Below are 24000 nucleotides of genomic sequence, written 5' to 3'. Positions count from 1 at the left end.
AATCCTTCGAAGTACCAAGCGTTTCGCAGACAGCGACGGGGAAGTTGTGCCTTTCAATCAGGAACTCACTGGCCAGGGTCAATCGGGGGGTTAGTGAAACTCGAACCGCCGTCCTAATAAATCACAGCAGTTGTTCACACTTTGTTAAAAAGTGGTTGCTCTACACCCTTCCAATGGCCTTTTTTTCACTCCCCCCCCCCTTAAATAGTTGAAGGCTCAGCCCGCAATCGAACGAAAGTGCCGGTTAACGACGAACCCGGCCCCTGTACGGTGGTCACAACAAGTGATGGCATCGCGACTGGTCAAGGCCTGGGCCCCTGCTACGCTCAACCGCGACGCTTGCAATTCACAAACTTTAGGGTGCGCCGGATACTTTCAGTGGGTGCTGTTCCTGTCTGAGGCAGGGGCTGACCGCTGCTCCCGTCCATTGCTCCCTTTTCGGAGTAAGGAAATGACTCAATCTATGCGTTTCTTCCTGTCGATGGTCCTGGTGACAGCCTCATTAGCCTCGGCGAGTTTTCTGAACACTGCAGGAGCGGCCACCGCCGAAGATCTCAACGCCGACTCCCGGCAAGCCTTGCAATCGCTGTACAAGTCCCATCCGTTAGCTGAAACCATGTCGCACAACGCCAAGGCAGTGCTGGTCTTCCCGAAAATCATCAAGGCAGGCCTGGTGTTCGGCGGCAGCTATGGCGAAGGCGTGTTAATGAAAGGCTCGAAAGTCGTGGATTACTACAACTCCGTCGGCGGCTCGTGGGGACTACAGGCGGGCGCACAATCCTATGGCTATGCGGTTTTTCTGATGACCGACAAAGCCCTGAAATATGTCACTGAAACCAAGGGCTGGGAAATCGGTGTAGGCCCGACCGTGGTGGTCGTTGACGAAGGGGCGGCGAAGAACCTGTCCAGCTCGACGCTGAAAGACGATGCCTATGCGTTCATCTTCAACCAGCAAGGTTTAATGGCCGGGGTCAGCATCGAAGGAACGAAGATTTCCCTGATCAAACGCTAGAAAAACCTGCCTGATTGGGCACCCGACCGGTGAAGCCGATGGGGTGCCCAATCACGTCAGGCACTGCGTTCCATTGAGCAATTCGCTGATCCACCGGGCCTGCCGGGCGATGTCCCGCACCTTTTCCTCGGGGACCGACTGGCGCGCCCGGGCGACGTGTTCCAGGGTCTTGTGCTTGAGACGCAGCAGGCGCTGCCACTTGAGCAGGAACGCCGGGCTGCGGGCCTGCATCTGCAGCGGGCCAAAGTACAACTCCTCGGCGCTATACATCACCGGCCCGTCGCGCTCGGCGACGATGATTTCGTAGTCGAAGCGGTTTTCCCGCAGCACTTCCTCGTACAGGATGCGGTAATCATGGTTCATCAGCCATTCACGCAACGGTTGCTCGCCGCCATTGGGTTGCAGGATCAGGCGCTCCTGGCCATTCAGACGCGCCTTGCCACTGTCGAGGATGTCGCGGATCGTCTCGCCGCCCATGCCGCAGAGACTGATTGCCGTGATCCGGTCTCCGGGCTCGATCGCCGCCAGGCCATCGGCCAGGCGCACGGTGATCCGTTGGTCCAGGCCGCTCTCGCGCACCGTGCGTTCGGCCGAACAGAACGGCGTCAGTGCCACCTCGCCGGCCACCGCCGCCGTGATGACGCCACGGCGCATCAACGCCACCGGCAGGTAGCCGTGATCCGAGCCGATGTCGGCCAGGCGCGCACCGGCCGGTACCTGCGCGGCCACGCGTTCCAGGCGCATGGACAATGTCTGTTCGTTCAACGGCAACCCCTTTTCAGCACAAACGTCCGGCACCTGTGGCCGGGTCGGGACGCATTCTGTCGAGCAATGCCGTGCATTTCAAATTCCGGCGACCACGACCATGGTTCGCCTCGCCCTCGCGCGCGTGAATCTGGCCGCTGCGCGCCCTGGCCAGGGGCCGCTGCAGGCCGACAAACAGCACGGCTGTGACGGGGCGAACGCTCTGCCAACAGCAGACATCCGCCCGGGTTTACCGGCCAACCGCTACGTAAGATTGACGCAGGTCGCTGGCCCAACCATCGAGTACGGCCTTGAGGTTGTCGGCGGTCATGACCTGCTTGTCGTCGTCCAGTGGCACGCCTGTGCCCTTGCGGACCACCTCAGCCACGACAAACCCGGTCACACCATCCTCGAATGACACTTCAGTGGCGATCTGGCTGTCCTGATCGCGGATGCCGGTGGCGGTGCTCACCCCGGCCGCGACCAGGGTGACCGGTAGCCATTCATAAAACCGCAAGCCCTGCGTGCTGCTGGCGACCTGGGTGATGGCAGGCTTCACCACCAGCGTATTCGGGCCCGGTTGCGAGACCACGGGTACCACCTTTTCCAGTTCGTGCCTGAGGGCGGCATCGTAGTATCGGGTCACCTCGGAGAGGGTACTTTGCGGGATCCGTTCGGTCGGTTGCGACCGTGGGTAAAACTGGCTCGGCGCCAGGTAGACCTGGGTGTACCGGCCTTTCGCCAAGGCGGGGCTGACCCAGCTGAGGACAGTCTGCCCCGAGGGCGACTGGTGCTCCGTCAGCACGCTGTAGTCGTTCAAAAACCCCGAATACATCTCGGGTTCGACTTTTTTGCTGCTGCAGGCCGACAGGCCCAGGGTGGCGGCCAGCAACAACGGCAGCGAGTGCTTGCTTTTCATCAATGCGATATTCCTTGTACGGCTTGATGGTCCGCGCCGTTCAGGCGTGGACGTGGGTTTGCGGGGTATTTTCCGAGCACTCGATGCGCAGCCGGCCCTGGGTCATGATCCAGTGGATGAATTCGGCAGTCGAAACGCTGTGGATGTACTCCACCCAGTGGTCACTGGTCGGGCTGTAACGCTCGAAGTAGCGGCGCATGACGATCTGGCTCTGATCGCTTGCCAGTTCCAGGCACGTCTGCTGGAAAAGGATCGACGTATCGTGTCCCGGTGCGGTGGTGCGCTGGGTGAGGATCAGGGAACGCGTGGCGTCGTCGCCCTCGGCGCTATAGCTGCTGTTCGTAACCTTCATGGAAGCCCCCCTCTGGAATGGAATGCTCGCAGGGTGCCCGAGGGTTTTTGCCCGACGATGTCCGATTGATGTCCGGCGGGAAGAAATATTGCTCGATTGAAATAAATGACCCCGGCATCGAAATGGTTTTAGATGCCTTCTTTTTTTGGCCCATGGATCCTGTGAACGTGAGCAAACTGCTGATCGTCGACGACGATGCGGAAATTCTGTCCTTGCTGAAGAAATTCTTCGTTCAGCATGGCTATGAGGTGGACGTCGCCGCGGATGGCCAGGCCATGTGGGCGGCGATCGCGCACGGGCGACCGGACACCATCATCCTCGACCTGATGCTGCCCGGTGAGGGTGGCCTGAGCCTGTGCCAGAAAGTGCGGGCACAGATGGGCATCCCGATCATCATGCTGACGGCCATGGCCGAGCTGAGCGATCGCATCGTCGGCCTGGAACTGGGTGCCGACGACTACCTGACCAAGCCTTTCGCGCCCCAGGAATTGCTGGCTCGCATACGCGCCCTGCAACGTCGCACAGGCGAACAGAAAAGCCACAGTGTCGAACCATCGAGGCCGGTGATTGCCTTCGCCGGTTGGCACCTGGACATCACCTGTCGCGAGCTGCGCTCGCCCGAAGACGTGATGATTCCGCTGTCCGGCGGTGAATTCGACTTGCTGGTGGTGTTCCTCGAGCACCCGCAGCGCATCCTCACCCGCGAGCAACTGATCGACCTGACGCACGGCCAGGGCCATGAGGCCTTCGACCGCAGCATCGATGTGCAGGTCAGCCGGCTGCGACGCAAGATCGAACCGGACAGCAAGCGCCCGGATCTGATCCGCACCGTACGCAATGGGGGTTATATGTTCACGGCCAAGGTCAACCGCTCATGATCTTCCGGATCTTGCACCGCGACACCCTCAGGCGCCGGATTGCCCTGACCATAGTCGCCGCAATGCTGGCTTCGCTAACCCTCAATGCCCTGTTCGTCCAGGTCGCGGGCACCTGGGCGCGTCCGCCGATCGAACGGACCGGTCTGCTGGAACAGATTGCCGCGACCACGCGAGTGATCGAGGCGGCACCGGCGCCGCTGCGCCCACAGTTGGCGAACGCGGCGAGCAACCCGATGCTGGATGTCTCGTGGAGCGCGAACCGCGATTCCTTCGATCTGCCTGCCCGAGGCGCGCAGGTCGAAGCCGGCAAGGTGCCGGTGCTGCAGCAATTGCTCGGTGATGACCGAGGGATGGAAGTGTTCCACCCCGATGACTGGCCGAAGGACAGTTCGCAGGCGCGTTATGTCGCACTGGTGCATCTGGGCGATGGCAGCTGGCTGTCGTTCACGCCCCCCGAACGCAGCTGGGGCCTGAACACCGGTACGCGGATTGCGGTGATCATCGCTTTGGGGCTGGTCGCCACCTTGCTGGTCGCCTGGATTGCCACGCGCCAACTGGCCAATCCACTCCAGCGCTTCGCCAGCGCCGCGAGGCGCTTTGGCGGCGACCTGAGCGCACCGCCGATCAACATCGAAGGCCCCCACGAGATACGCCAGGCCATCATCGCGTTCAACACCATGCAGGCGCAGATCCAGCATTTCATCGGCGAACGCACGCACATGCTCGCGGCCATCTCCCATGACTTGCGCGCCCCGCTGACCCGGATGCGCCTGCGCAGCGAATTCATGGAAGATCTGGACCATCAACGCAAACTGATTCGCGATGTCGAAGAGATGCAGTCGATGATCAACGCCGCCCTGGCGTTTTTCCGCGATGACACTCACCTGGAGCAATCCACCGCGTTCGATCTGTCGGAGCTGCTGCAAACCATCATCGACGACTACCGCGACCAGGGCATCGCCATCGGTTTCAGCGGCCCGGCGCACCTGGTGTATGTCGGCCGGCCGCTAGGGATCAAGCGCGTGATCGTCAACCTGCTGGAAAACGCCGTGAAGTACGGGCAGCGCCCGCGCGCCACACTGGGCCGGGACGACGATTCGGTGTGCATCGACGTCAGCGACAGAGGCCCGGGTATCCCCGACGCGGCCTTGCAACGGGTATTCGATCCGTTCTTCCGCCTCGAAACCTCGCGCAACCGAGACACCGGCGGGGTTGGCCTGGGGCTCTCGGCTGCACGAGCGATCGTTCGCGAACAGGGCGGGGAACTGTCGTTGAGCAATCGCGAGGGTGGAGGATTGCTGGCACGGGTGGAGTTGCCGGTGAATGGTTAGGGTCCGCTGGGAGCGAACCCCGTATTTCAATCCCTGAATTGCGTCAGTTGCTGACTCAGGGAGCCGGCCTGATCGCGCAATTGCACTGACTGTTCAAGCAAGCTGCGAATCGCATGATCGTTCTGCTCGGAGATGCGGCTGACGCCCTGGATGGCAACGGACAGCTGCTCGCCGGTGGCGGCCTGGCTTTGAGTCTGACGCGCCACTTCGCTGATGCGCGTCAGAATGTCCTGGGCGTGCTGGCGGATCTGATCGACCCCCTGGGCCGAGGTCGTCAATTGCGTGACGCCTTGACGCACGGCCTCGCCGACCTGCTGGACGTTGGCCACGGTGTTGCGCACGTCCGAACCGATGGCACCGATCATCTCGCCGATTTCACCGGTCGAACGGCTGGTCCGTTCCGCCAGTTGCCGCACTTCGTCGGCCACCACGGCAAAGCCACGTCCCTGCTCCCCTGCCCGCGCCGCTTCGATCGCCGCGTTCAGTGCCAACAGGTTGGTCTGATCGGCAATGCTGCGGATCACCGCGATGATCCCGGCGATCTGTTGCGAGCGTTTTTCCAGATCACCCACCGCGCCGGCCACCACGTCCATGGTCTGGTCGATGTGGGTGATGCCGGCCAGGGTCTGGCTCATGTCCCCGGAAATATGCTTGGTCAATACCTCGGTGTTGCGCGCCAGTTGCTCCACGTCCTCGGCTTGCTGGGACATCTCGGTCACCGAATGCGCCAGCGCCGTGACACCGCTGGCCATTTCCTCGGTCGCCGTGTGCTGGGAAGTCGCCCGCTCGGCGACGGCCTGGGTGGTATCGCCCAGGTGATTGGAGATCTGCATCAGCGTGGTGCTGCTATGGCGAATCGACCCCACCAGATCCCCCAGGCGCTGGATGAACTGGTTGAATGCGCCGGCCAGTTTGCCGGTTTCGTCGCCGCTGCGCTGTTCGAAACGCAGACCCAGCTCGCCTTCCCAGGCCTGGATTCCGACGGTCAAACCCGACAACGGACGAATCTGCCACGCCAGCAAATGCCACAGCACGATAGCCAGGACCAGCAGCGCCACCAGACCGATGACCACGGCGGTGTAGAGGAAATGATTGATCCCGGCCATGGCTTCGGCGAGCGGGTACGCCACCATCAGCGCCCAATTGTTCGGCGCCTTGCCGATGTGCACCGGTTGCAGCACATAGCCCCAGCCATCGCGCTGGAAGCTGTAGGGTTGGCCCGCCTTGATGGCGTCCCTGGCTGCGGCCGGCAATTCATCCGCCGGTTTGCTCAAGCGCCTGGCATCGGGGTGGCTGGCGTACAGGCCGTCGCTGGAAACCAGCGCGCCGTAGCCTTTGAATGCATCGATGGTCGAGAGCTGGTGGTTGATTCTTTCCAGCGGGATATCGACCCCCGCCACCCCCAGGGCTTTGCCGCCCTGCAACAGCGGCACCATGATCGACACCATCATCACCGACTGGCCACTGCCAGTGCTGTAGGCGAACGGTTCGGAAGCCCACGGCTGGCGGGTATGCAGCGGTCGGTAGTAATACTGGTTGTCGGCGTTTTCCGGGGTGTAACCGGTCAACACCTCGGACTTGAGCGCGCCACCGGCACGGTTCCAGTACGTCAGGTAGCGACCACTGGCATCGTGATTCGGCTGGTTGGCGTAGTCGCTGTCCTTGCCGTCGAATGCGTTCGCTTCCCAGTACTGCCCAAGCCCCAGCAAGTTCGGATTGGCCTCGAACAATTGGCGGGTCATGGCATCGGCCGTCTTGCGGTCGACCTGCTGTTGCTGCATCGCGGTGGCGACACTGGCCAGGGATTCGGCCACGGTAAAACCGGCGCCGAGTTCGACTTCCACTTCCTTGGCATTGGCCTTGACGATGGTGTCGACCAGGGCAAAGGTTTCCTTGATGGATGACCCATAGGCGATATAGGCAATGGAACCCAGGAGCAGCGCCATGACGACGACGGTTCCGGTCAGCGCCGTCCAGAACAGCTTGAAGTGCAGTGAGCGATTAGGCATTGAGCATTCTCGAAGGAGCGATACGTCAGCCAGCACAGCCCGCGCAAAAATGAGAGTGCAGCAGCCCTGCTGGCAAGTGATTTATAATTGATATTATTTGGCCACTATATCGAGGCGCGAGGGGCTGATGCAACCTAAATGAACAACTGCTCAGCAAGAAAAACCGGCCTGAAAAGTCTGGCCGATCATTGCGCTCAGACGCGCCGGGCAGAGCGCGCCGAGGTCATGGAAACCGAACAACCGGGATGTCACTCAAAGGCATTCCTGCGCGGCGCGCTCGAGCCGCGAAGGCCCGAAGGTCGACGCCAACAACGCACGCTCGTACAAAAACACTTTGCCACCATTGGAAGCCTTGTCCTTGTAGGCCTCGAGCACATCGTCCGCCGCGACCTTGCTGGACACGACAATCCGGTAGCTGCGCTGGGTCTCGGTCACGGTGGTTTTCAGCGAGCCATCCTGCAGTTTCGGCAGCACGCAATGGGCGTAGTCGGCGGGTGCTTTGCGGGTCTGCAAGGTCAACGTCGGGTCGTTCGGGGCTGAAGCACAGCCCGACAACAGCAAGGATGCGACAAGCGCCTGCCGGGTCAACATTTTCATCGCGCAAGTTCCTTGGAAAGCATGTTGGATGCGCGGGATTTTCCTTGTTTACTGCCAACAACAGAACTTGAGATCAATGATGTTCACTATTGCCAGAAGCGATAGTCATCAGCAGCGCCGGTGTTTATCCGGCTTTGTCGCCCACGGCTTCGGGCGTTGCGCGATGGCCCTTGAACGCATCACGCCGCGCCTGTCGCTCCAGGGCATAGGCGGCACTCGGCTCGCTGATCAGTTCTTCGCGGCGCAACAGCTCGCCGCAATGCTCACACAGCGGCCCCAGCCCGGCCGGATGACCGCAGGTCTGGTGGGTATAACGCACGGCTAACGTCTCCCCTTCTGACTTGCACCAGGTTTCGCCCCAGGCACGCAGGGCGAGAATCACCGGGTAAAAGGCCTGGCCTTTTTCCGTGAGGTGGTACTCGTGGCGCAGCGGTCGCTCACTGTAGGCCCGACGCTCGATCAGCCCGTCGGTCTCCAGGCTTTTCAGGCGTGCCGCGACCATCTGCGGGGTGCCTCCGGTCTGCGCCTGGATCTCGTCGAACCGATGGCTGCGCATGAACAATTCGCGCAATACCAGCACGGTCCAGCGATCTCCGACGACTGACTCGGCCCGTGAAATCGGGCACAAGGTTTCAGGACTATTCTGTTTAACCGCCATACGGTCTTGCCTCTTTCATACTTACTATGATTATCATATCTACACCGTGCCACAGCAAGCCCAAGGCACAGATCCACCTGCATGCGAGGAAAATCCGTCATGTCGAACACTGCCTACCCCCTTGATCGCACCGCTTACCTGCTGGTCGATCCTTACAACGACTTTCTGTCCGAGGGCGGCAAAGTCTTCCCGCTGATCAAGCCGATCGCCGAGCAAGTCGGCCTGCTCGATAACCTGCGCGCCCTCGATCGCACGGTCCGTGACCTCGACATTCCGGTGGTTATCGTACCGCACCGTCGCTGGGAAAAAGGCGACTACGAAAACTGGGATCACCCAAGCCCCTCCCAATGCAAGATCCAGCACATGCACCACTTCGCACGGGGCGAATGGGGCGGGGAATGGCACCCGGATTTCGCGCCGAAAGCCGGTGACGTCGTGGTTTCCGAGCACTGGGGCTCGAGCGGTTTTGCCAACACCGACCTGGATTTTCGCCTCAAGCAACGGGGCATCACCCACGTGATCATCGTCGGTTTGCTGGCCAATACCTGCATCGAGGCCACCGCCCGGTACGCCCAGGAACTCGGCTACCACGTCACCCTGGTGCGAGATGCCACCGCGGCATTCAAGCCGGAAATGATGCACGCCGCCCACGAACTGAACGGCCCGACTTTCGCCCACGCGATTGTCACGACAGATGAACTCATCGCCACTCTGGCGCAGTGAGGCGCACACCATGAAACTGACCGGAAACCTGCTGATCGGCGCCCATGAAATCCCTGCCACCGAAGGGACCCTGAAGGCGCTCAACCCCGCGACCAACCAGTTCATCGAGCCGGATTTCGCCCTGGGCGGCGTCGCGCAAGTGGACCAGGCCGCAATCCTGGCCGACGAGGCGTTTGACGCCTACAGCCATACTTCGCTCGCCGAGCGTTCGGCCTTCCTGGAACGCATCGCCGACAATCTCGACGCGGCCAGCACAGCGCTGGCGGCACGGGCATCGCTGGAAACCGGCCTGCCCGAGGCGCAACTGCAGGGTGAAGCCGCAAAGGCCGCCACCCAGTTCCGCCAGTTCGCCGATGTCGTGCGCAAAGGACGTTTCCTGCAACTGGCCATCGATCCGGCACAGCCTGAGCGTCAGCCACGCCCCCGCATGGATCATCGCTTGCAGAAAATCGCCATCGGCCCGGTGGCGATCTTCGGCGCGAGCAACTTCCCCATCAGTTATTCAGTGGCCGGCGGCGACACCGCCTCGGCCCTGGCGGCGGGCGCAACGGTGGTGCTCAAGGCCCATAACGCCCATCCAGGCGCCTCGGAAATTCAGGCCCGGGCCATTCGCCAGGCGGTGCAGGACAGTGGTTTGCCTGAAGGGGTGTTCTCGATGGTGCGCGGCAGCGGCAACGCAATTGGCGAAGCCCTGGTCGACCATCCGTTGATCAAGGCCGTGACCTTCACCGGTTCTGAACAGGGTGGCATGGCGCTCTATCGGCGTGCGCAACTGCGCCCGGAACCGATTCCGGTGTTTACCGAGATGACCAGCGTCAACCCCACCTTCATCCTGCCCCTGGCGCTGGCCGAACGGGGTGCTTCAATCGGTGACGGTTTTGCCGAACGCATGTTGGTCAATGTCGGCCAGGCCTGCCTCAAACCGGCCATCCTGATCGCCATCGAAGGGCCAGGCTTTACCGCCTTGCGCGCCGCCATGATCAAGCGCGTCACCGAGGCGGCAGCACGTCCGATGCTGACGCCGGGGATTCACGCCGCCTACGTCAGCGGTCTGGATCACCTGCAAAATGTCGGCGCCACGCAGGTGGCCGCAGGCCTGGCCGCCCATGGCGACCTGGACGGTCAATCCGCGTTGCTGGAAGTCGACGGCCAGCGTTTCCTCAGCGAGACCGCACTGGCCCACGAAGTGTTCGGGCCGGCGGCGCTGCTGGTCAAGGTCAGGGATGAGGCAGAAATGCTGGCGGTCGCACGGACGCTTCGCGGTCAGCTCAGCGCGGCCATGCACCTTGAAGCGGGAGATCTGGGACTGGCGCAACGTTTGTTGCCGGTACTGGAGCGGCGCACCGGGCGGATTGTGGTCAATGCCTTTGCCCATCCGCAGGAGGTGTCCTTCGCCACCATCCATGGCGGACCGTTCCCGGCGTCCTCGGACAGCCGCTTCACCTCGGTGGGCATGACGTCAATCGAGCGCTTCTTGCGCCCGGTGTCGTATCAGGGCTTTCCCGATGCGCTGTTGCCCGAGGCCCTGCGCGAGAGCAATCCCCTGGGCGTTCCGCGTAGCGTGGACGGCCAGTAAGCGTCAATCATGACCCGGCATTCAGGGGTTCACTGCTCGAATGCCGGTTCTTTTCCATGGCTTGCACCTGGTTGCGCCCATTGCGCTTGGCCTGGTACAGCCCGTCATCGGCGCGGGTCAGCAGGCTTTCCAGGGTGTCACCGGGCTCAGCGAAGGCGACCCCGAAGGACGCGGTAATGGTATCGAGCACGGTGTCGGTGCCGCGCGCCTTGATCCGCAATGCCTGGACTTTCAGCCTCAGCTGCTCGGCGTAGGCCTTGGCCGCGGTGAGATCGGCGCATTGTTCGAGCACCACGCAGAATTCCTCACCGCCATAGCGGGCGGCAAACCCGTTGGCTGGAAGCGCACCGCGCAGTACCTGGCCCACGTGCTGAAGCACCCGGTCGCCCAGCGGATGGCCGTACAGATCGTTGAATTGCTTGAAATGGTCGATATCCAGCATGACCAGGGCCACGCCCCGGGAAGCATTGCCCAGTGCCTGTTCGAGCAAGCGTGTGAAGGCCGAACGGTTGAGCAGTTCGGTCAGGCCATCCATTGTCGCGGCCCGTTGCGCACGCTCCAGTTTGTCGCGCAGGCTTTTGATTTCGCTTTGCGCCGACTGCAACTGGGCGAGGAAGTGTTCCTGCTGGCTCTGCATCAGCCGGGTGCTCTGCTGCAATTCGCTCAAGATGTCCGGCAGGCGCGCGTCGACCGGTTCTTCGAGCATCTCCATGCACTGGCCAAGACGGTTCTGAAACGTCAGATTGCCCTTTACGCTGCGCGAGACGTCCCGCTCCATGCCATCGACCAGGCTGATGACCTGCTGCTGCTCGGCGCGGACATCCTCCAGTTCGTCACGGATGATGTACTCGCGAAACAGCTTGGTGGCGGATTCCGGCGGAAAGTAGTCGAAGTCTCTGAGCACCCGGTCCAGGTGGCGATTGAGCTCCGGGTCCTGGCCCTTGCTGTAGGTGTACCAGAGTGCGTAATGCACAGGATTGGGCGGAATGTTGTGGCGGACCATCAGGGGCACGGCCTGCTTGAGCAAAGCCGCCGCCTCCCGAGTGTCTTCCGGGTACAGCGCTAAAACATTCGCACGCGATTCTGATTGGCTCATGGCATCACTGTGGTTGTTTATCTTTGGCATTCGGACAGTGCGGGGGAGCATACCGATACGCCCGACAAACGGCTATCCAAAACTAGCGGATTTCTGCCAGTGAACAGGGTTCGATGAACCCGCAACCGAGGATTTCGTCCAGGCGTTTACGATCGCTCATTCGGCGAAACAGCCCTGGCGTGCGCCACGGCGCGTGACCGTCAACGTTGGGCGCGCCCACCCCGGCCCGTACGTCGTCGATCAGCAGGGAGCGGGTTTCAAACGAAATGCGCGTCAATCCGGTGCAGTTACCCACGCCGGCATGGGCATGCGCCCCGGAAAAAGCAATCAGGCTCCCCGGTGCGAGTTCAACGGCAATCCCCTGCTGCGGGTCAATGGCTTCCAGCAGATGCGGGATGGCCTCGTCGGCATCCACTGCATTACGACCGTCGCGATGGGAGCGCTCAAGGATCGCCCGCATATCGAAATCGGCGCTGGAATTGCGCAGCGCTCGCTGCCACAGGTGCGGATACAAGGCAAAAGTCCGACCCGCCGTGATCGGATAGATCGGCGCCCACCAGTTGGTTTGCGCATAGAGATTGGAGCCCCAGGTATCGCGGTGAAAGGCGATGGTAGCCGTGGTTCGGGCGCGCGGCGTCGATTGCCGGGGTTCTCGGTGGGGCTGAAAACGCAGGTGCAAACGGTCACAGGCCAGGGCATCGGCGGCCATCCCCAGGCTTTCCAGCACGGCCTGCCAACTCTGGCGGATCTCGGTCGCGCCGGCGAAAGCGCTCTGACATTGGGCAAAACGTAGCGTCTGCTCGCGGTGGCTCAGATAACGATGGATCTCCTGCGGCGCCCAGGGATGCAGCGCATCTTCCAGCAACGCTCGGGTCAATGCCACCAGCGCTGACATGGCTGACAACTCAGTCACGCGAATGATCTCGCCGGCATAGATCCGATCATGAAACTGCCGGGCGCTGCCCGGTATTGCCAGCGAGCTGTACATGAACTGATCTCCCCTGACGTTGCGCGCTTGACTGTAGCGGCAAGCCGATTGCGCCGGGAAGCACCAGATGGGGTGGAAAAAGGCGGATCAGTTCAAAGGCAACCCGTCCGGCACAGCCTGCCGAGTGAAACGAAAAAAGCCCTGCACGCGCAAACATGCAGGGCTTGTTGGTCAGGCTGAACTTCTCGTTCAACCGGCCTGACCGGCCGGTTTTTCATTCGCTCAACAACACTTCGGTCCAGCCTTGCTGCCGTAACGGGCTTCCTGGCGTTCGCGGAAGAACGCCTCGTAGTCCATCACCGGTTGGTCCGGGTGTTTGTTTTGCATGTGCTCGACGTAGTTTTCGTAGTCGGGCATGCCGACCATCAGGCGTGCGGCCTGACCGAGGTATTTACCAAGGCGACTCAGGTCATTGAACATGGTGCAATCCTCGTTTACGCCTCCGGCAGGGCCTGGAATGGCGCTTCTTTGTCCGTACGCTCTTTTGTACCCCAGGCCGCGACACCGACCTTGAGCGCAAAGAACAGGATGCTGAACACCACGAACAGGAACAGCGCGGTCAGTGTGGCGTTGGTGTAGGCGTTGAAAATCACATGCTGCATCTGGTCAATGTTCTTGGCCGGAGCCAGCACCTGACCTTTGGCCAGCGCATCGCTGTATTTTTTCGCCAGTGACAGGAAGCCGATCGCCGGGTTGGCGTCGAACAGCTTGATGAAACCGGCCGTGGTGGTGCAGATCAGCAACCACACCGCAGGCAACAGCGTGACCCAGACGTAGCGCTGGCGTTTCATCTTGATCAGCACGACGGTGCCAAGCATCAGCGCGATACCGGCCAGCATCTGGTTGGAAATACCGAACAGCGGCCACAGGGTATTGATGCCACCCAGCGGATCGATCACGCCCTGGTACAGCAGGTAACCCCACATCGCCACGCACCCGGCGGTCGCGATCAGGTTGGCGGTCCAGGAGTCGGTACGGCGCAGCGCCGGCACGAAGGAACCGAGCAGGTCCTGCAGCATGAACCGCCCGGCACGGGTACCGGCGTCGACCGCCGTCAGGATGAACAGGGCTTCGAACAGGATCGCGAAGTGGTACCAGAACGCCATGGTGTTTTCACCCGGCAGGACGTGGTGCAGGATCTGCGCGATGCCGACCGCCAGGGTCGGCGCACCACCGGCACGGGCCAGGATGGTGGTCTCACCGATGTCCCTGGCAACCGCTTGCAGGGCGTCCGGGGTGATGGCGAAGCCCCAGCTGCTGACGGTTTGCGCGACGCTCACGGCATCGGCACCGACCACGGCGGCCGGGCTGTTCATGGCGAAATACACGCCTGGATCGATCACCGAGGCGGCGACCATGGCCATGATGGCGACGAAGGATTCCATCAGCATGCCGCCGTAACCGATGTAACGGGCATGACCTTCACTGGCGAGCAGCTTCGGCGTGGTGCCCGAAGCGATCAGCGCGTGGAAACCGGACACCGCGCCACAGGCGATGGTGATGAACAGGAACGGGAACAGCCCGCCCTTCCACACCGGCCCGGTGCCGTCGATGAACTGGGTCAGCGCCGGCATTTTCAGCTCGGGCATGGTCACCAGGATGCCGATGGCCAGGGCGACGATGGTGCCGATCTTGAGGAAGGTCGACAGATAATCCCGTGGCGCCAGGATCAGCCACACCGGCAGAACGGCTGCGACGAAGCCGTAGCCAATCAGCATCCAGGTGATCTGGATACCGGTGAAGGTAAAGACCTTGGCCCACGCCGGATCGGCGGCAATCTGCCCGCCCAGCCAGATCGAACCCAGCAACAGCACCACGCCGATCACCGAGATTTCACCGATGCGGCCCGGACGGATGTAGCGCATGTAGATGCCCATGAACATCGCGATCGGGATGGTCGCCATGACCGTGAACATGCCCCACGGGCTGTCCGCCAGAGCCTTGACCACGATCAGCGCCAGCACCGCGAGGATGATGATCATGATCAGGAAGCAGCCGAACAGCGCGATGGTTCCGGGAATGCGGCCCATTTCTTCACGGACCATGTCGCCCAGGGAGCGGCCATTGCGGCGGGTGGACATGAACAGGACCATGAAGTCCTGCACGGCGCCAGCCAGCACCACGCCGGCGATCAGCCACAGCGTGCCGGGCAGGTAGCCCATTTGCGCCGCCAACACCGGACCGACCAGCGGACCCGCGCCGGCGATGGCCGCGAAGTGGTGACCGAAGAGCACGTGTTTGTTGGTCGGTACGTAGTCCAGACCATCGTTGTTGAGCACAGCCGGTGTGGCTCGATTGGGGTCGAGCTGCATCACTTTATTGGCGATGAACAGGCTGTAGTAACGGTAGGCAACCAGGTAGATAGCGACGGCTGCGACGACGATCCACAGGGCGTTGATCGCTTCGCCGCGGCGCAGGGCCACGACACTCAGCGCAATCGCTCCCAGGACAGCCACGGCAAACCAGGCGAGGTGTTTAGCCAGACGGGGCATAGAATGTCTCCTGCCGACAGCCGGTGGACTGCGGCGGTAATTTTTATAATTGTGTCCGCATTGCGGAGCTGGCCCAATATCCGCGCATGCCGTCCACAAATAAATCCGCGTTACTACGTATGCGATTTCTACGTAGTTCTACGTAGACGACCGCCAATCCCCTGTAGGAGCGAGCCTGCTCGCGATGGACGTCAGGGCAACGCGGGCATTCAGACAACCCGCGTCATCGTTGACGACCATCGCGAGCAGGAGATCTGCATCGACCAGCGGACCTTTGGCTATCTCCTACAAGGTGCCTGTTTGGCATATGATCCCGAGCCTTCGCGGGGGCAGGAGTCAAGATGCAGCTCAAACACAAAATCGTCGCGCTCGGAATTCTGCCGTTGGTGCTGGCCATCGCTGTCATCTGCGCGCTGGTGATTTCCCTCAATCGCCAACTGGGCGACCAACAGGCACAGCTGATCGAAGACAGCATTCTGGCGAGCAAGCGGGCCGAACTGAAAAACTACGTGGAAATGGCGCAAAGTCTGATCGCGCCGCTGTACGACGACGGTCACGGGGACGCGCATGCCCAGCAACAGGTGCTCGAAGAACTGCGCAAGCTGAGCTTCGGCATCAACGGCTACTTCTTTGTCTATGACCACGAAGGCCGCAGCCTGATGCACGCGCGGCAGTCGGAGCTGGTGGGCAAATACCTGTGGGACATGAAAGACCCCCACGGTTTGCCGGTGATCCAGGCGTTGCTCAAAAGCGCGCAATCGGGCGAAGGCTTTCAACGCTACGCCTGGAACAAACCCTCGTCCGGCCAGGTGACCGACAAACTCGCCTATGTGGTGATGCTCGACCGTTGGGGCTGGATGCTCGGCACCGGCATCTACCTCGAAGACGTCGAACGCGCCACCCAGCAGGCCCGCGCCGAAGTCGCCCAGGGCATCCGCAAAACCATGATGGCGATTGCCGTGGTCGCACTGGTGGCGGTGTTGTTCGTGTTCGCCACCGGCATGACCCTCAATGTCAGCGAGCATCGTCTGGCGGATAAAAAACTGCAGCGCCTGACCCAGCGTATTGTCAGCCTGCAGGAAGAAGAACGATCACGGGTTTCCCGCGAACTGCATGACGGCATCAGTCAGGTGCTGGTGTCGATCAAGTTTCAGTTCGAACTGGCCAGCCATGTTCTGGAAAACGGACAGGACAAGGGCCTGGGCATCTTGAGAGACGCCACCGAACGCCTGGGCGAAGCGATTGGCGAAGTGCGCAGCCTCTCCCACGACCTGCGCTCGTCCTTGCTCGACACCCTGGGCCTGCCGGCCGCCATTGGCCAGCTGGCCGCCGAATTCGAGCAGCGCAGCGGGCTGACGGTGACTTACAACGACAACGAATTCGACTGCCAGTTAGTCGATGGCGCCGCCGTTTCGCTGTTTCGTATCGTGCAGGAAGGCCTGACCAACATCGAACGCCACGCCCAGGCCAAAAACGTCTCCATCACCTTGCATGGATCTGAAGAAAACGTGCGCCTGACCGTGGTCGATGACGGCGTCGGTTTCAACGTCGCTCAGGTCGAGCGTCGTCACGCGGGCATTGGCTTGCGTAATATCCGCGAACGGGTCGAACATTTTGGCGGCCGCGTCGAGTTGATTTCGATGCCGGGAAAAAGCTCGCTGGACGTTCTGCTTCCCATGAAACCCTCAGGCAGCCAACGCTGACCGTGCCCAAGAACAACATGAGTGAATGCCTACGATGACCCTGCCCTCCCCGATCCGCGTCGCCCTGGTTGACGATCACTCCCTGGTCCGTGACGGGATCAAGGCGCTGCTGGCCGTGATGGCGCCCCTGGAAGTGGTGGGAGAAGCCGAGAGCGGCGCCGAGGCCATCGAGATGGTCGGGCGCTGTCAGCCGGACCTGTTGCTGGTCGATATCAGCCTGCGGGACATGAACGGCCTTGAACTGACCCGCGTCCTGCGCAGCCAGCACCCTGCACTCAAGGTGCTGGTGCTGAGCATGTACGATAACTATGAGTATGTGAGTGAGTCGGTGCGCTCCGGCGCCAGCGGCTACGTGCTGAAAAACGCCCCGTCACGGGAAATCATCGCCGCCATCGAGGCCATCACCAGCGGCGGCACCTTCTACAGCGCCGAGATTGCCCAGCGGCTCATCGCCGATAAAAACACTGACAACGAGCTGACCCCCCGCGAAAGCCAGGTGTTGTACAAAATGGCCCAGGGCCTGAACAACAAGGAAATGGCGCGAGAGCTGGACATCAGCGTGCGCACGGTGGAAACCCATCGCCTGAGCATCCGCCGCAAGCTCAACATCGACAAGCCCGCGGCGCTGGTCAAATACGCGATCGACCACGGGATCATTTCGCGCTAAGGCATATCGGCCCTTCGTGATCGATCTGGGTTCATTTCCGAGAAAAACCTGCAGGAGCCGACAAGCCGGCTCCAGAGATCGTGCATGACAACTCCACCTGCTTAAACAAGGCCGGGAGGCTGAATTGCAGGCAAAAAAAATCCCAGGCAGCTGATGGACGCCTGGGATTTAAAAATGCATAAACCGTGGTGGTGAACGCGGCGCGGATATTACGGAATATTTCGCCGTGTAACAAGATATTTTAATTAACCATGCAGTTACTAAACGTTCTAACCCTCTAAATATCCTGACATTTTTTATGGCTAAGGTAGAAACCGCCTTAACTTTGTCTTGCCCGGACTCAGGCAATCGGGATCAGAGGGTCCGCTGCCGCCCATGCAATGGCGCGGTCTGCCGCTGGCGGATAGATCCACACCGTATTGATCTGGGTTTTGAGCGACTTGCCTTCCTGCTTGATCAGCTTGACCTGACGATCCCAACCTTCGGTGTAAACCGCACCCCAGGCGCCCAGGTCCAGGCAGGTCACGTATTTCGGCTGGCTGTACGGCGTCGGGTCCACGCCGAGGATCTGCGCAGCGACGTTATGACCGGCATGGCGACCCAGGACAATGGCGTGCTGGCAGGTCATCAATGCGTGGTTGCCGATGTCGTCGGAGGCCGCATAAGCGACGTCGCCGGTCGCGTAGATGTCGTCCTGGCCAATGACTTTCAAGTGGGCATCGACGTGCAGGCGGCCGAGGTGATCGCGTTCGGCGGGGATCTGTTCGGTCAGTGAACTGGCACGTACGCCAGTCGTCCAGACCACCGTCCTCGCGTCGATGCGCTGGCCATCGGACAAGGTCACACCCTGTTCGTCGACGGCAACCACCGAGGCGTTCAAATGCCATTTCACGCCGGTTTCAAGGCTGGCTTCGACGATTTTTTCAGCGATTTCAGGCCCCATTGACCCGCCAATCTTGCTGCCACGGTCAACGATGATCACGTTGATGTCCGCACGATCTCCCAGGATGGCGCGCAGACGCGTTGGCATTTCAGTCGCCGTTTCGATCCCGGTGAAACCACCACCGGCAACGACCACTGTGTTGCGAGCGTCGCTCTCTGGCTGGCTGGCCAGGGATTTGAGGTGATTCTCCAGGCGCACGGCTTGCTCGATCTGATCGACGTCGAATGCATGCTCGGTAACGCCCGGGGTGTCTGAGGCGGCCAGACGGCTGCCGGTGGCCAGAACGAGTTTGTCGTAGATGCAGACTTGCCGGTTACCCGACTCATCGATGTACCCCACGCGTTTTTGCGCAACGTCGATGGTCTGGGCAGCACCCTTGATGAAATTGACGCCGACGGCATCGAACAGCTCGCCGAGGGGAGCGGCCAGCAGATGGGCGTTCGGCTCGTAGAAACGCGGACGCACACGCAGTTCGGCCTGAGGCGCCAGCACCGTCACTTCGAAGTCCTTGTGACCGTGCATATCAAACAGACGCGTGGCGCTCAAAGCCGTCCACATGCCACCGAAACCTGCGCCGATGACCAAGATGTGCTGCTTCATTTTTATCTCCAGGGAAAAACCAGGCATTGAAATTCATTAATCGGCCAGGTGGTCGGCGTTCGTTCGCTCTCGATGAACGCCAGTCACCGTCGACCTGACAACGGCGACTATATGAGTCGTAGTTACATGCCGCAATGGATTTTTTTCAATGCTTGCCATCGATCAAATCGATACGCCTTGAAATACATTCAGAAGCCCCAACCCAAAAGCCTGGTCGAGCCATGGATAAATCCCCGCCGTTCGTTGTCCTGTTCGCGGTCAACTGTTAATATTTGCGACAATTTTAGTCGGAGATCGAAATGTCTCTTTACAGCGCAGGCGTCGAATACGGTATTCACTGCCTGATTTTCCTGGTGGGTAACGGCGGCGAAACACGCGAAGCGAGCGTGCGCGACCTGGCTGAACTGCAAGGCGTGCCTCTGGACTATCTGGCGAAGATTTTCACCAAACTGGCCAAGGCAAAACTGGTGGTCGCCACCGAGGGTGTGCGCGGAGGGTTCAAGCTGGCGCGGCCGGCCGACGAAATCACGCTGCTGGATATCGTCAACGCCATCGACGGGCGCAAGTCCATTTTCGAATGCCGGGAGATTCGCGGCCGCTGTGCACTGTTCGAAGGCGAAGCCCCCGACTGGGCGCTCGACGGTCCCTGTTCGGTACATGGCGCAATGATGACGGCGCAGAAGCGCATGGAAGACGCCCTCGCCCAGCAGACCATCCTGGACATCGCCCGAAAGGTCGGACGCAAGGCTCCGGCAGCGTTCAATGCGCAGGTAGACAGCTGGATGAATGATCGTCGGGAAAAGAAAGGCACCAACAGTGCCCAAGCCAGCGACGATCAGCTCATCCAGATCACTGATATTTCAAGCTGAACGCTACAGACAGTCACGCACTGCCTTTTGCAGTGCGCCTGACTTTGCCCAAGGTGGCCCCTGATAAAGCGACACGCGGCTGCCATCCTTGTACTTCACGATGTCCAGAATTTCATCGGCGGTGACGATGCTGGGCGCGGTAATCCTGTAGCCATTGGAAATCGAGGTCTGGGTGGTATGGGATACTTCTTTCTGCCACGCCGGCAACACACACGCCGCCACTTCTTTCGGCACTTTCGCACTGTATTTGCTGACATTCGGCTCGCCTGGAACCAATGAAGCCGGCAACGAGCAACCCGCCAGTAACGCCAACACGGCTCCCCCCATCAACATCCGACTCTGCATAAAGTGCCCTTGATCTGAAAACGTGAAATGTAGCGTGTCGCAGTCCTTACATCCATTTCTTACATCCATTCCTGAAAAAAATCTCAGCAGTTGGCAGGGTCATCCGTGGTGCCGGGATAGGAACGCGTATTGAGATAGGTCATCCATCGCTCATAGGCCTCATGCTGCCATCGCGTGACCCGCTCCCATTCCGGCCCGCTGAGCTGATGCGCGGAAATCAGACTCATCATTTCGCTGGTAGCCGCGTCCAGGTCGGCGATCAGCGCGTGTGCCTGCGCCCTGAAGTCATCGGTCGTCGTCATTTGAAGGTCCCCCCAGCCGGAAAAATCGATACATCAATACGACCGCGAATTTTCCTGTTCACGCAAACTTCCCGACCAAAGGAAGCCGCGCAGTATCAGACGAACACAACACCCGGGCCGGGAAATGGGTCTAAAATTTCCTAGCGCAGACATTCAGGAGGTCATCATGTGGCTTAACGAGTCGGAACAAGAACTTCGCCGCGACTTGCAGAGCGTTGCGTCGGACCTCAGATGGTCCGCCGTCGAACTGCTGCGCATCGCCGAACAGTTGCGTCAGGCCGGCAATGATGTGGACGCGCAGGCCGCCCTCAGGCTTTGCGATGTCTTCCAGAGCGATGAAGGACGATTGGCCGGTTACGCCGAAGAAGTCAAAGCCAGGGCCATCAGTCGAACCACCCGGGCAAACTGAGCGGAGCGCTGCCATGAACAGCCCCCTGTGCACGCTGGTCGCACTGCTGACGGCGTTGAGTGGCTGCAATACCGACTCTCAAGTCTTCCGCAATCAACCGCTGGTGGCCAAAGTCGAAACCGGCATGAGCAAGGAACAAGTCCAGCAAATCGGCGGCCCGCCGCTGTCGATCACGGACCGCAGCGTTGAACCCGGCACCTGCTTTGATTACCGGCTGACCCAGTCTGGTCAACAGCAGCCATACAACGTCAGCTTCGACAGCCGGGGCAAGGTCGACCACACCAGCTTCATGACCTGTGCCGAATGGAGTCGCGCACAGCAAAAAGCCAGGGAGCCCTCCCATTCCAGTGGCGGCGGCTACTGAGCACCACGCCAACATCAAAAGCCCCGGCATGCCGGGGCTTTAACGTTACTGACTTTGCGCCTGCCTGTTCGACTGCGCCTTGTAACCTGGAAGCGACGCTGCAAAGGCCAGTGCTTCTTCACGGCTGCCAAAGGAGGCCAGTCGATCGCCTTTGGTGCATACCCGCCAGGGGCCGTTGTTCACGCTCAGTACGTCGTAGCCGTTCATGTGCATTTTGTTCAACATCGGAACGCTCATGGTCGTCTCCTTTTCGGCAGTGATATCCAGGGTTGACGTGCCTACCTTACACCCACCTTTTATCCGAATGCCGACCAGACGTCGTATCACCACGACCCCGTTCGATGGCACTTTCAGGTATTTCTCATATCGAACTTCCCAACCACCGGTAAAACGGGACACGGCGCGAATATTGCATTTTTGTTACAGTTACATGACAACAGGCGATCAGTTTATCCATGAAAGTACGCGCAACCGTCATTTGCGAGCAGGACCGGCACATCCTCCTGGTGCGCAAGCTCAGGTGTCGCTGGGCGCTGCCTGGTGGAAAAGTCGAGCCCGGCGAAACCAGGGCCGATGCCGCCATACGCGAACTGCAGGAAGAAACCGGCCTTTATGCCGACGAGATGCTGTACCTGATGGAACTGGAGTCCGGCGACACCCGACACCACGTCTACGAAGCATCTGTGGTGAATCTGCATCAAGTCCGGGCGCAAAATGAAATTGTCGACTTCATCTGGTTCCCGCTGGATACCGTACAAAACCTGAGCACCAGCGACGCGACGCTGCGCATTATCAGAGCGTTTCAGCGTCGCTTGTAAGGTCAGTCATTCCCCGGCCAGGGTCGTTGCAGCTTTATTGATGAACGCCGCGACTTCCACGGGCATCGAGGCCAGGGACGCATGGCTGGCGTTCAGGGTCAGGATCTCTCTGGCGTTCAAACGCCCGGCCATCCATTGCTGATTCTGCGGCGCGATCATTCGGTCCTCGGTCGAAACCTGATACCACGACGGTTTTTTCTTCCACGCAACGCTACCGATGGTGTCGCCGAAGGTACTGGCCAGCGGTGCCTTCTGGATCAGGCCCATGACCAGCCCTTCAACTGCCGGCAGATCCTGGCAGAAGCTTTCATGGTAGAGCTGCGGCTTGACCCATAGATAACCGTCGCTATCAGGCGTCAGGTTCGCCGCAGCGACAGGCGGATGCCGTTGCGTGATGCCGCCGGGGCTTTCACCGGCATCCGGGGCGAACGCGGCGATGTACACCAGCCCCACGACGTTTGGTTGGTCTCCCGCCTCGGTGATCACCGCGCCGCCATAGGAGTGCCCCACCAACAACACGGGCCCTGCCACTTGCGCAATCATCTTGCGCGTGCGCTCGGCATCGTCCGCCAACGACGTCAGCGGCATCTCGACCGCGCGGATACGGCTGTAGCCTTGACGCAAAAGCTCGACGATGACCTTGTTCCAATGGGCCGCACCGCCCCAAAAACCATGCACCAGCACAATTGTCGGTTTCTCGCTCATCACGATGACTCCGTGTGTGATCAGAGTTTGTTTGCCAGTAGCGTCAACCCTGATCACCGCCGCCCACGGGCATGACCATGCCGGTGATATAGGAGGCTTCGTCGCTGGCCAGAAACAGAATAGCCCCGGCCTGCTCATCCAGCGTGCCGTAGCGCTTCATCAAACTGCTGTCGAGGGTTTGATCGACGATCTGCTGGTACCAGATTTTCTCCTGCGCGCTTTGCTCGGCGCTGTTACGCGGGATGACTCGCGGCGGCGCTTCGGTGCCGCCCGGCGCGGTGGCATTGACCCGCACGCCGCGCCCGGCGGTTTCGAATGCCAGGCAAGCGGTCAGTGCATTCACGCCACCCTTTGCCGCGCCATAGGGCACGCGGTTGACACTGCGGGTGGCGATGGACGAGACGTTGACGATCGCCCCACTGCCCTGTTCCAGCATGAACGGCAAGGCGGCATGGCAGCACCACAGCGTCGGAAACAGTGAACGGCGGACTTCGGCTTCGATCTGCGAGGCCTCGTAGTGCTCGAACGGCTTGGCCCAGATCGTGCCGCCCACGTTGTTGATCAGCACGTCGAGCCGATCAAAGCGTTCGACGGCGGTGTGCATCACCCGGTTGCACTCATCGTATTGCTCAAGGTCGGCCGTCAGGGCCAGGACCTGACAGGTCGGCGCCAACGCCTTCTGCACCTCGAACACCAGGTCGGAGCGATCGACCAGGATCAGCTTCGCGCCTTCGGCGGCCATGCGTTCGGCCACCCGGCGCCCGATGCCCTGGGCCGCTCCGGTGATCAGCGCGACTTTATCGTGAAATCTGTTCATGTGTACCCCATGACTAAGGATGCAGGTCAATGAAGAAGTACCGGACAAAACACGCTTCTATGGGAGCGAGCCTGCTCGCGATA

The 24000-nt window shown here is 60.7% G+C and carries 27 protein-coding genes; 11 read left to right on the top strand and 16 right to left on the bottom strand.

The window, feature by feature from the left end; all coding sequences use genetic code 11:
* The first annotated feature begins 451 nt into the window (after positions 1–451).
* Complete coding sequence (locus F7R06_RS16885) at positions 452–1012, top strand: lipid-binding SYLF domain-containing protein (RefSeq protein WP_090323235.1); 561 nt, start codon at positions 452–454, stop codon at positions 1010–1012.
* A gap of 51 nt (positions 1013–1063) precedes the next feature.
* On the opposite strand, the gene F7R06_RS16880 is transcribed toward F7R06_RS16885, so the two are convergent.
* The 3 genes from F7R06_RS16880 to F7R06_RS16870 form a co-directional block, all read right to left on the bottom strand.
* Positions 1064–1777, bottom strand: coding sequence for a tRNA (adenine(22)-N(1))-methyltransferase (locus F7R06_RS16880; protein ID WP_281198294.1), 714 nt, complete (start codon positions 1775–1777; stop codon positions 1064–1066).
* A 229-nt stretch (positions 1778–2006) separates the two neighbouring features.
* Positions 2007–2675 carry a DUF3313 domain-containing protein gene (locus F7R06_RS16875; protein WP_090323238.1) on the bottom strand — a complete coding sequence of 223 codons (669 nt, stop codon included), beginning with the start codon at positions 2673–2675 and terminating at the stop codon, positions 2007–2009.
* A 40-nt stretch (positions 2676–2715) separates the two neighbouring features.
* Entirely contained in the window at positions 2716–3027 is a 312-nt protein-coding gene (locus F7R06_RS16870) for a hypothetical protein (RefSeq protein WP_090323240.1), read from the bottom strand.
* A gap of 152 nt (positions 3028–3179) precedes the next feature.
* Between F7R06_RS16870 and F7R06_RS16865 the strand changes: the two genes are divergently transcribed.
* Both F7R06_RS16865 and F7R06_RS16860 read left to right on the top strand, forming a co-directional pair.
* A complete protein-coding gene (locus F7R06_RS16865; RefSeq protein WP_090327410.1) occupies positions 3180–3905 on the top strand; it encodes a response regulator in 726 nt (241 codons plus the stop codon).
* Entirely contained in the window at positions 3902–5236 is a 1335-nt protein-coding gene (locus F7R06_RS16860; RefSeq protein WP_090323241.1) for an ATP-binding protein, read from the top strand. The genes F7R06_RS16865 and F7R06_RS16860 overlap by 4 nt, the downstream gene beginning before the upstream one ends.
* Positions 5237–5262: 26 nt before the next feature.
* Here the strand turns inward: F7R06_RS16860 and F7R06_RS16855 are convergent, their stop codons facing one another.
* From F7R06_RS16855 to F7R06_RS16845, 3 genes are all read right to left on the bottom strand, one after another.
* Positions 5263–7245: a methyl-accepting chemotaxis protein gene (locus tag F7R06_RS16855; RefSeq protein ID WP_090323243.1), complete on the bottom strand. Its 1983-nt coding sequence runs from the start codon at positions 7243–7245 to the stop codon at positions 5263–5265.
* A gap of 252 nt (positions 7246–7497) precedes the next feature.
* Complete coding sequence (locus F7R06_RS16850; RefSeq protein WP_090323244.1) at positions 7498–7842, bottom strand: hypothetical protein; 345 nt, start codon at positions 7840–7842, stop codon at positions 7498–7500.
* Positions 7843–7966: 124 nt separating this feature from the next.
* On the bottom strand, positions 7967–8500 hold the full coding sequence (locus tag F7R06_RS16845; protein ID WP_090323246.1) for a winged helix-turn-helix transcriptional regulator: 534 nt from the start codon (positions 8498–8500) through the stop codon (positions 7967–7969).
* Positions 8501–8599: 99 nt separating this feature from the next.
* Here F7R06_RS16845 and F7R06_RS16840 point away from each other — a divergent pair, with 99 nt between their 5' ends.
* Entirely contained in the window at positions 8600–9223 is a 624-nt protein-coding gene (locus tag F7R06_RS16840) for a cysteine hydrolase family protein (protein WP_090323247.1), read from the top strand.
* A 10-nt stretch (positions 9224–9233) separates the two neighbouring features.
* Positions 9234–10799, top strand: a complete 1566-nt coding sequence (locus F7R06_RS16835) for an aldehyde dehydrogenase (NADP(+)) (protein ID WP_090323249.1) — start codon at positions 9234–9236, stop codon at positions 10797–10799.
* Positions 10800–10806: 7 nt separating this feature from the next.
* Here F7R06_RS16835 and F7R06_RS16830 read toward each other — a convergent pair whose 3' ends face one another.
* The 4 genes from F7R06_RS16830 to F7R06_RS16815 form a co-directional block, all read right to left on the bottom strand.
* Entirely contained in the window at positions 10807–11895 is a 1089-nt protein-coding gene (locus F7R06_RS16830) for a GGDEF domain-containing protein (protein WP_174552477.1), read from the bottom strand.
* A gap of 82 nt (positions 11896–11977) precedes the next feature.
* A complete protein-coding gene (locus F7R06_RS16825; protein WP_090323252.1) occupies positions 11978–12883 on the bottom strand; it encodes a phytanoyl-CoA dioxygenase family protein in 906 nt (301 codons plus the stop codon).
* A 222-nt stretch (positions 12884–13105) separates the two neighbouring features.
* Complete coding sequence (locus tag F7R06_RS16820) at positions 13106–13303, bottom strand: YbdD/YjiX family protein (protein ID WP_090323254.1); 198 nt, start codon at positions 13301–13303, stop codon at positions 13106–13108.
* A 14-nt stretch (positions 13304–13317) separates the two neighbouring features.
* Positions 13318–15375, bottom strand: coding sequence for a carbon starvation CstA family protein (locus tag F7R06_RS16815; protein WP_090323255.1), 2058 nt, complete (start codon positions 15373–15375; stop codon positions 13318–13320).
* A gap of 341 nt (positions 15376–15716) precedes the next feature.
* On the opposite strand from F7R06_RS16815, the gene F7R06_RS16810 reads away from it, so the two are divergent.
* Both F7R06_RS16810 and F7R06_RS16805 read left to right on the top strand, forming a co-directional pair.
* Positions 15717–17078, top strand: coding sequence for a cache domain-containing protein (locus F7R06_RS16810; protein WP_090323257.1), 1362 nt, complete (start codon positions 15717–15719; stop codon positions 17076–17078).
* Between the two features lie 34 nt (positions 17079–17112).
* Positions 17113–17745, top strand: coding sequence for a response regulator (locus F7R06_RS16805; protein ID WP_090323258.1), 633 nt, complete (start codon positions 17113–17115; stop codon positions 17743–17745).
* Between the two features lie 340 nt (positions 17746–18085).
* Here F7R06_RS16805 and F7R06_RS16800 read toward each other — a convergent pair whose 3' ends face one another.
* On the bottom strand, positions 18086–19288 hold the full coding sequence (locus F7R06_RS16800) for an NAD(P)/FAD-dependent oxidoreductase (protein ID WP_090323260.1): 1203 nt from the start codon (positions 19286–19288) through the stop codon (positions 18086–18088).
* Positions 19289–19587: 299 nt separating this feature from the next.
* Between F7R06_RS16800 and F7R06_RS16795 the strand changes: the two genes are divergently transcribed.
* On the top strand, positions 19588–20157 hold the full coding sequence (locus F7R06_RS16795; RefSeq protein WP_090323261.1) for an RrF2 family transcriptional regulator: 570 nt from the start codon (positions 19588–19590) through the stop codon (positions 20155–20157).
* 3 nt (positions 20158–20160) lie between these two features.
* Here F7R06_RS16795 and F7R06_RS16790 read toward each other — a convergent pair whose 3' ends face one another.
* Together F7R06_RS16790 and F7R06_RS16785 are read right to left on the bottom strand one after the other, a co-directional pair.
* The gene (locus tag F7R06_RS16790) at positions 20161–20502 is read right to left on the bottom strand and encodes a hypothetical protein (protein ID WP_090323263.1); all 342 of its coding nucleotides are present in this window, start codon (positions 20500–20502) and stop codon (positions 20161–20163) included.
* Positions 20503–20585: 83 nt separating this feature from the next.
* Positions 20586–20804 carry a hypothetical protein gene (locus tag F7R06_RS16785; protein WP_090323265.1) on the bottom strand — a complete coding sequence of 73 codons (219 nt, stop codon included), beginning with the start codon at positions 20802–20804 and terminating at the stop codon, positions 20586–20588.
* 166 nt (positions 20805–20970) lie between these two features.
* Here F7R06_RS16785 and F7R06_RS16780 point away from each other — a divergent pair, with 166 nt between their 5' ends.
* Both F7R06_RS16780 and osmE read left to right on the top strand, forming a co-directional pair.
* Complete coding sequence (locus F7R06_RS16780) at positions 20971–21213, top strand: hypothetical protein (protein ID WP_090323267.1); 243 nt, start codon at positions 20971–20973, stop codon at positions 21211–21213.
* Positions 21214–21226: 13 nt separating this feature from the next.
* Complete coding sequence (gene osmE / locus F7R06_RS16775) at positions 21227–21577, top strand: osmotically-inducible lipoprotein OsmE (RefSeq protein WP_090323269.1); 351 nt, start codon at positions 21227–21229, stop codon at positions 21575–21577.
* Positions 21578–21622: 45 nt separating this feature from the next.
* Here osmE and F7R06_RS16770 read toward each other — a convergent pair whose 3' ends face one another.
* The gene (locus F7R06_RS16770) at positions 21623–21814 is read right to left on the bottom strand and encodes a DUF2188 domain-containing protein (protein WP_090323271.1); all 192 of its coding nucleotides are present in this window, start codon (positions 21812–21814) and stop codon (positions 21623–21625) included.
* A 218-nt stretch (positions 21815–22032) separates the two neighbouring features.
* Here F7R06_RS16770 and F7R06_RS16765 point away from each other — a divergent pair, with 218 nt between their 5' ends.
* The gene (locus F7R06_RS16765) at positions 22033–22395 is read left to right on the top strand and encodes an NUDIX hydrolase (protein WP_090323273.1); all 363 of its coding nucleotides are present in this window, start codon (positions 22033–22035) and stop codon (positions 22393–22395) included.
* A 6-nt stretch (positions 22396–22401) separates the two neighbouring features.
* On the opposite strand, the gene F7R06_RS16760 is transcribed toward F7R06_RS16765, so the two are convergent.
* Complete coding sequence (locus F7R06_RS16760) at positions 22402–23100, bottom strand: alpha/beta hydrolase (protein WP_090323274.1); 699 nt, start codon at positions 23098–23100, stop codon at positions 22402–22404.
* A gap of 43 nt (positions 23101–23143) precedes the next feature.
* The gene (locus tag F7R06_RS16755; protein ID WP_090323276.1) at positions 23144–23917 is read right to left on the bottom strand and encodes a 1,6-dihydroxycyclohexa-2,4-diene-1-carboxylate dehydrogenase; all 774 of its coding nucleotides are present in this window, start codon (positions 23915–23917) and stop codon (positions 23144–23146) included.
* Between the last annotated feature and the right edge of the window lie 83 nt (positions 23918–24000).

It is taken from the genome of Pseudomonas moorei, assembly GCF_008801475.1.
In the GTDB taxonomy this organism is placed as follows: Bacteria; Pseudomonadota; Gammaproteobacteria; order Pseudomonadales; family Pseudomonadaceae; genus Aquipseudomonas; species Aquipseudomonas moorei.
This window is presented reverse-complemented; position numbering and strand designations above follow the sequence as displayed.

Coding starts and splice junctions, on each gene's coding strand:
- osmE (WP_090323269.1), top strand. CDS start 21,227: ATGAACAGCCCCCTGTGCACGCTGGTCGCACTGCTGACGGCGTTGAGT.
- F7R06_RS16855 (WP_090323243.1), bottom strand. CDS start 7,245: ATGCCTAATCGCTCACTGCACTTCAAGCTGTTCTGGACGGCGCTGACC.
- F7R06_RS16875 (WP_090323238.1), bottom strand. CDS start 2,675: ATGAAAAGCAAGCACTCGCTGCCGTTGTTGCTGGCCGCCACCCTGGGC.
- F7R06_RS16765 (WP_090323273.1), top strand. CDS start 22,033: ATGAAAGTACGCGCAACCGTCATTTGCGAGCAGGACCGGCACATCCTC.
- F7R06_RS16785 (WP_090323265.1), bottom strand. CDS start 20,804: ATGACGACGACCGATGACTTCAGGGCGCAGGCACACGCGCTGATCGCC.
- F7R06_RS16860 (WP_090323241.1), top strand. CDS start 3,902: ATGATCTTCCGGATCTTGCACCGCGACACCCTCAGGCGCCGGATTGCC.
- F7R06_RS16870 (WP_090323240.1), bottom strand. CDS start 3,027: ATGAAGGTTACGAACAGCAGCTATAGCGCCGAGGGCGACGACGCCACG.
- F7R06_RS16760 (WP_090323274.1), bottom strand. CDS start 23,100: ATGAGCGAGAAACCGACAATTGTGCTGGTGCATGGTTTTTGGGGCGGT.
- F7R06_RS16790 (WP_090323263.1), bottom strand. CDS start 20,502: ATGCAGAGTCGGATGTTGATGGGGGGAGCCGTGTTGGCGTTACTGGCG.
- F7R06_RS16780 (WP_090323267.1), top strand. CDS start 20,971: ATGTGGCTTAACGAGTCGGAACAAGAACTTCGCCGCGACTTGCAGAGC.
- F7R06_RS16885 (WP_090323235.1), top strand. CDS start 452: ATGACTCAATCTATGCGTTTCTTCCTGTCGATGGTCCTGGTGACAGCC.
- F7R06_RS16830 (WP_174552477.1), bottom strand. CDS start 11,895: ATGAGCCAATCAGAATCGCGTGCGAATGTTTTAGCGCTGTACCCGGAA.
- F7R06_RS16805 (WP_090323258.1), top strand. CDS start 17,113: ATGACCCTGCCCTCCCCGATCCGCGTCGCCCTGGTTGACGATCACTCC.
- F7R06_RS16825 (WP_090323252.1), bottom strand. CDS start 12,883: ATGTACAGCTCGCTGGCAATACCGGGCAGCGCCCGGCAGTTTCATGAT.
- F7R06_RS16755 (WP_090323276.1), bottom strand. CDS start 23,917: ATGAACAGATTTCACGATAAAGTCGCGCTGATCACCGGAGCGGCCCAG.
- F7R06_RS16770 (WP_090323271.1), bottom strand. CDS start 21,814: ATGAGCGTTCCGATGTTGAACAAAATGCACATGAACGGCTACGACGTA.
- F7R06_RS16810 (WP_090323257.1), top strand. CDS start 15,717: ATGCAGCTCAAACACAAAATCGTCGCGCTCGGAATTCTGCCGTTGGTG.
- F7R06_RS16800 (WP_090323260.1), bottom strand. CDS start 19,288: ATGAAGCAGCACATCTTGGTCATCGGCGCAGGTTTCGGTGGCATGTGG.
- F7R06_RS16795 (WP_090323261.1), top strand. CDS start 19,588: ATGTCTCTTTACAGCGCAGGCGTCGAATACGGTATTCACTGCCTGATT.
- F7R06_RS16820 (WP_090323254.1), bottom strand. CDS start 13,303: ATGTTCAATGACCTGAGTCGCCTTGGTAAATACCTCGGTCAGGCCGCA.
- F7R06_RS16865 (WP_090327410.1), top strand. CDS start 3,180: ATGGATCCTGTGAACGTGAGCAAACTGCTGATCGTCGACGACGATGCG.
- F7R06_RS16815 (WP_090323255.1), bottom strand. CDS start 15,375: ATGCCCCGTCTGGCTAAACACCTCGCCTGGTTTGCCGTGGCTGTCCTG.
- F7R06_RS16850 (WP_090323244.1), bottom strand. CDS start 7,842: ATGAAAATGTTGACCCGGCAGGCGCTTGTCGCATCCTTGCTGTTGTCG.
- F7R06_RS16840 (WP_090323247.1), top strand. CDS start 8,600: ATGTCGAACACTGCCTACCCCCTTGATCGCACCGCTTACCTGCTGGTC.
- F7R06_RS16835 (WP_090323249.1), top strand. CDS start 9,234: ATGAAACTGACCGGAAACCTGCTGATCGGCGCCCATGAAATCCCTGCC.
- F7R06_RS16845 (WP_090323246.1), bottom strand. CDS start 8,500: ATGGCGGTTAAACAGAATAGTCCTGAAACCTTGTGCCCGATTTCACGG.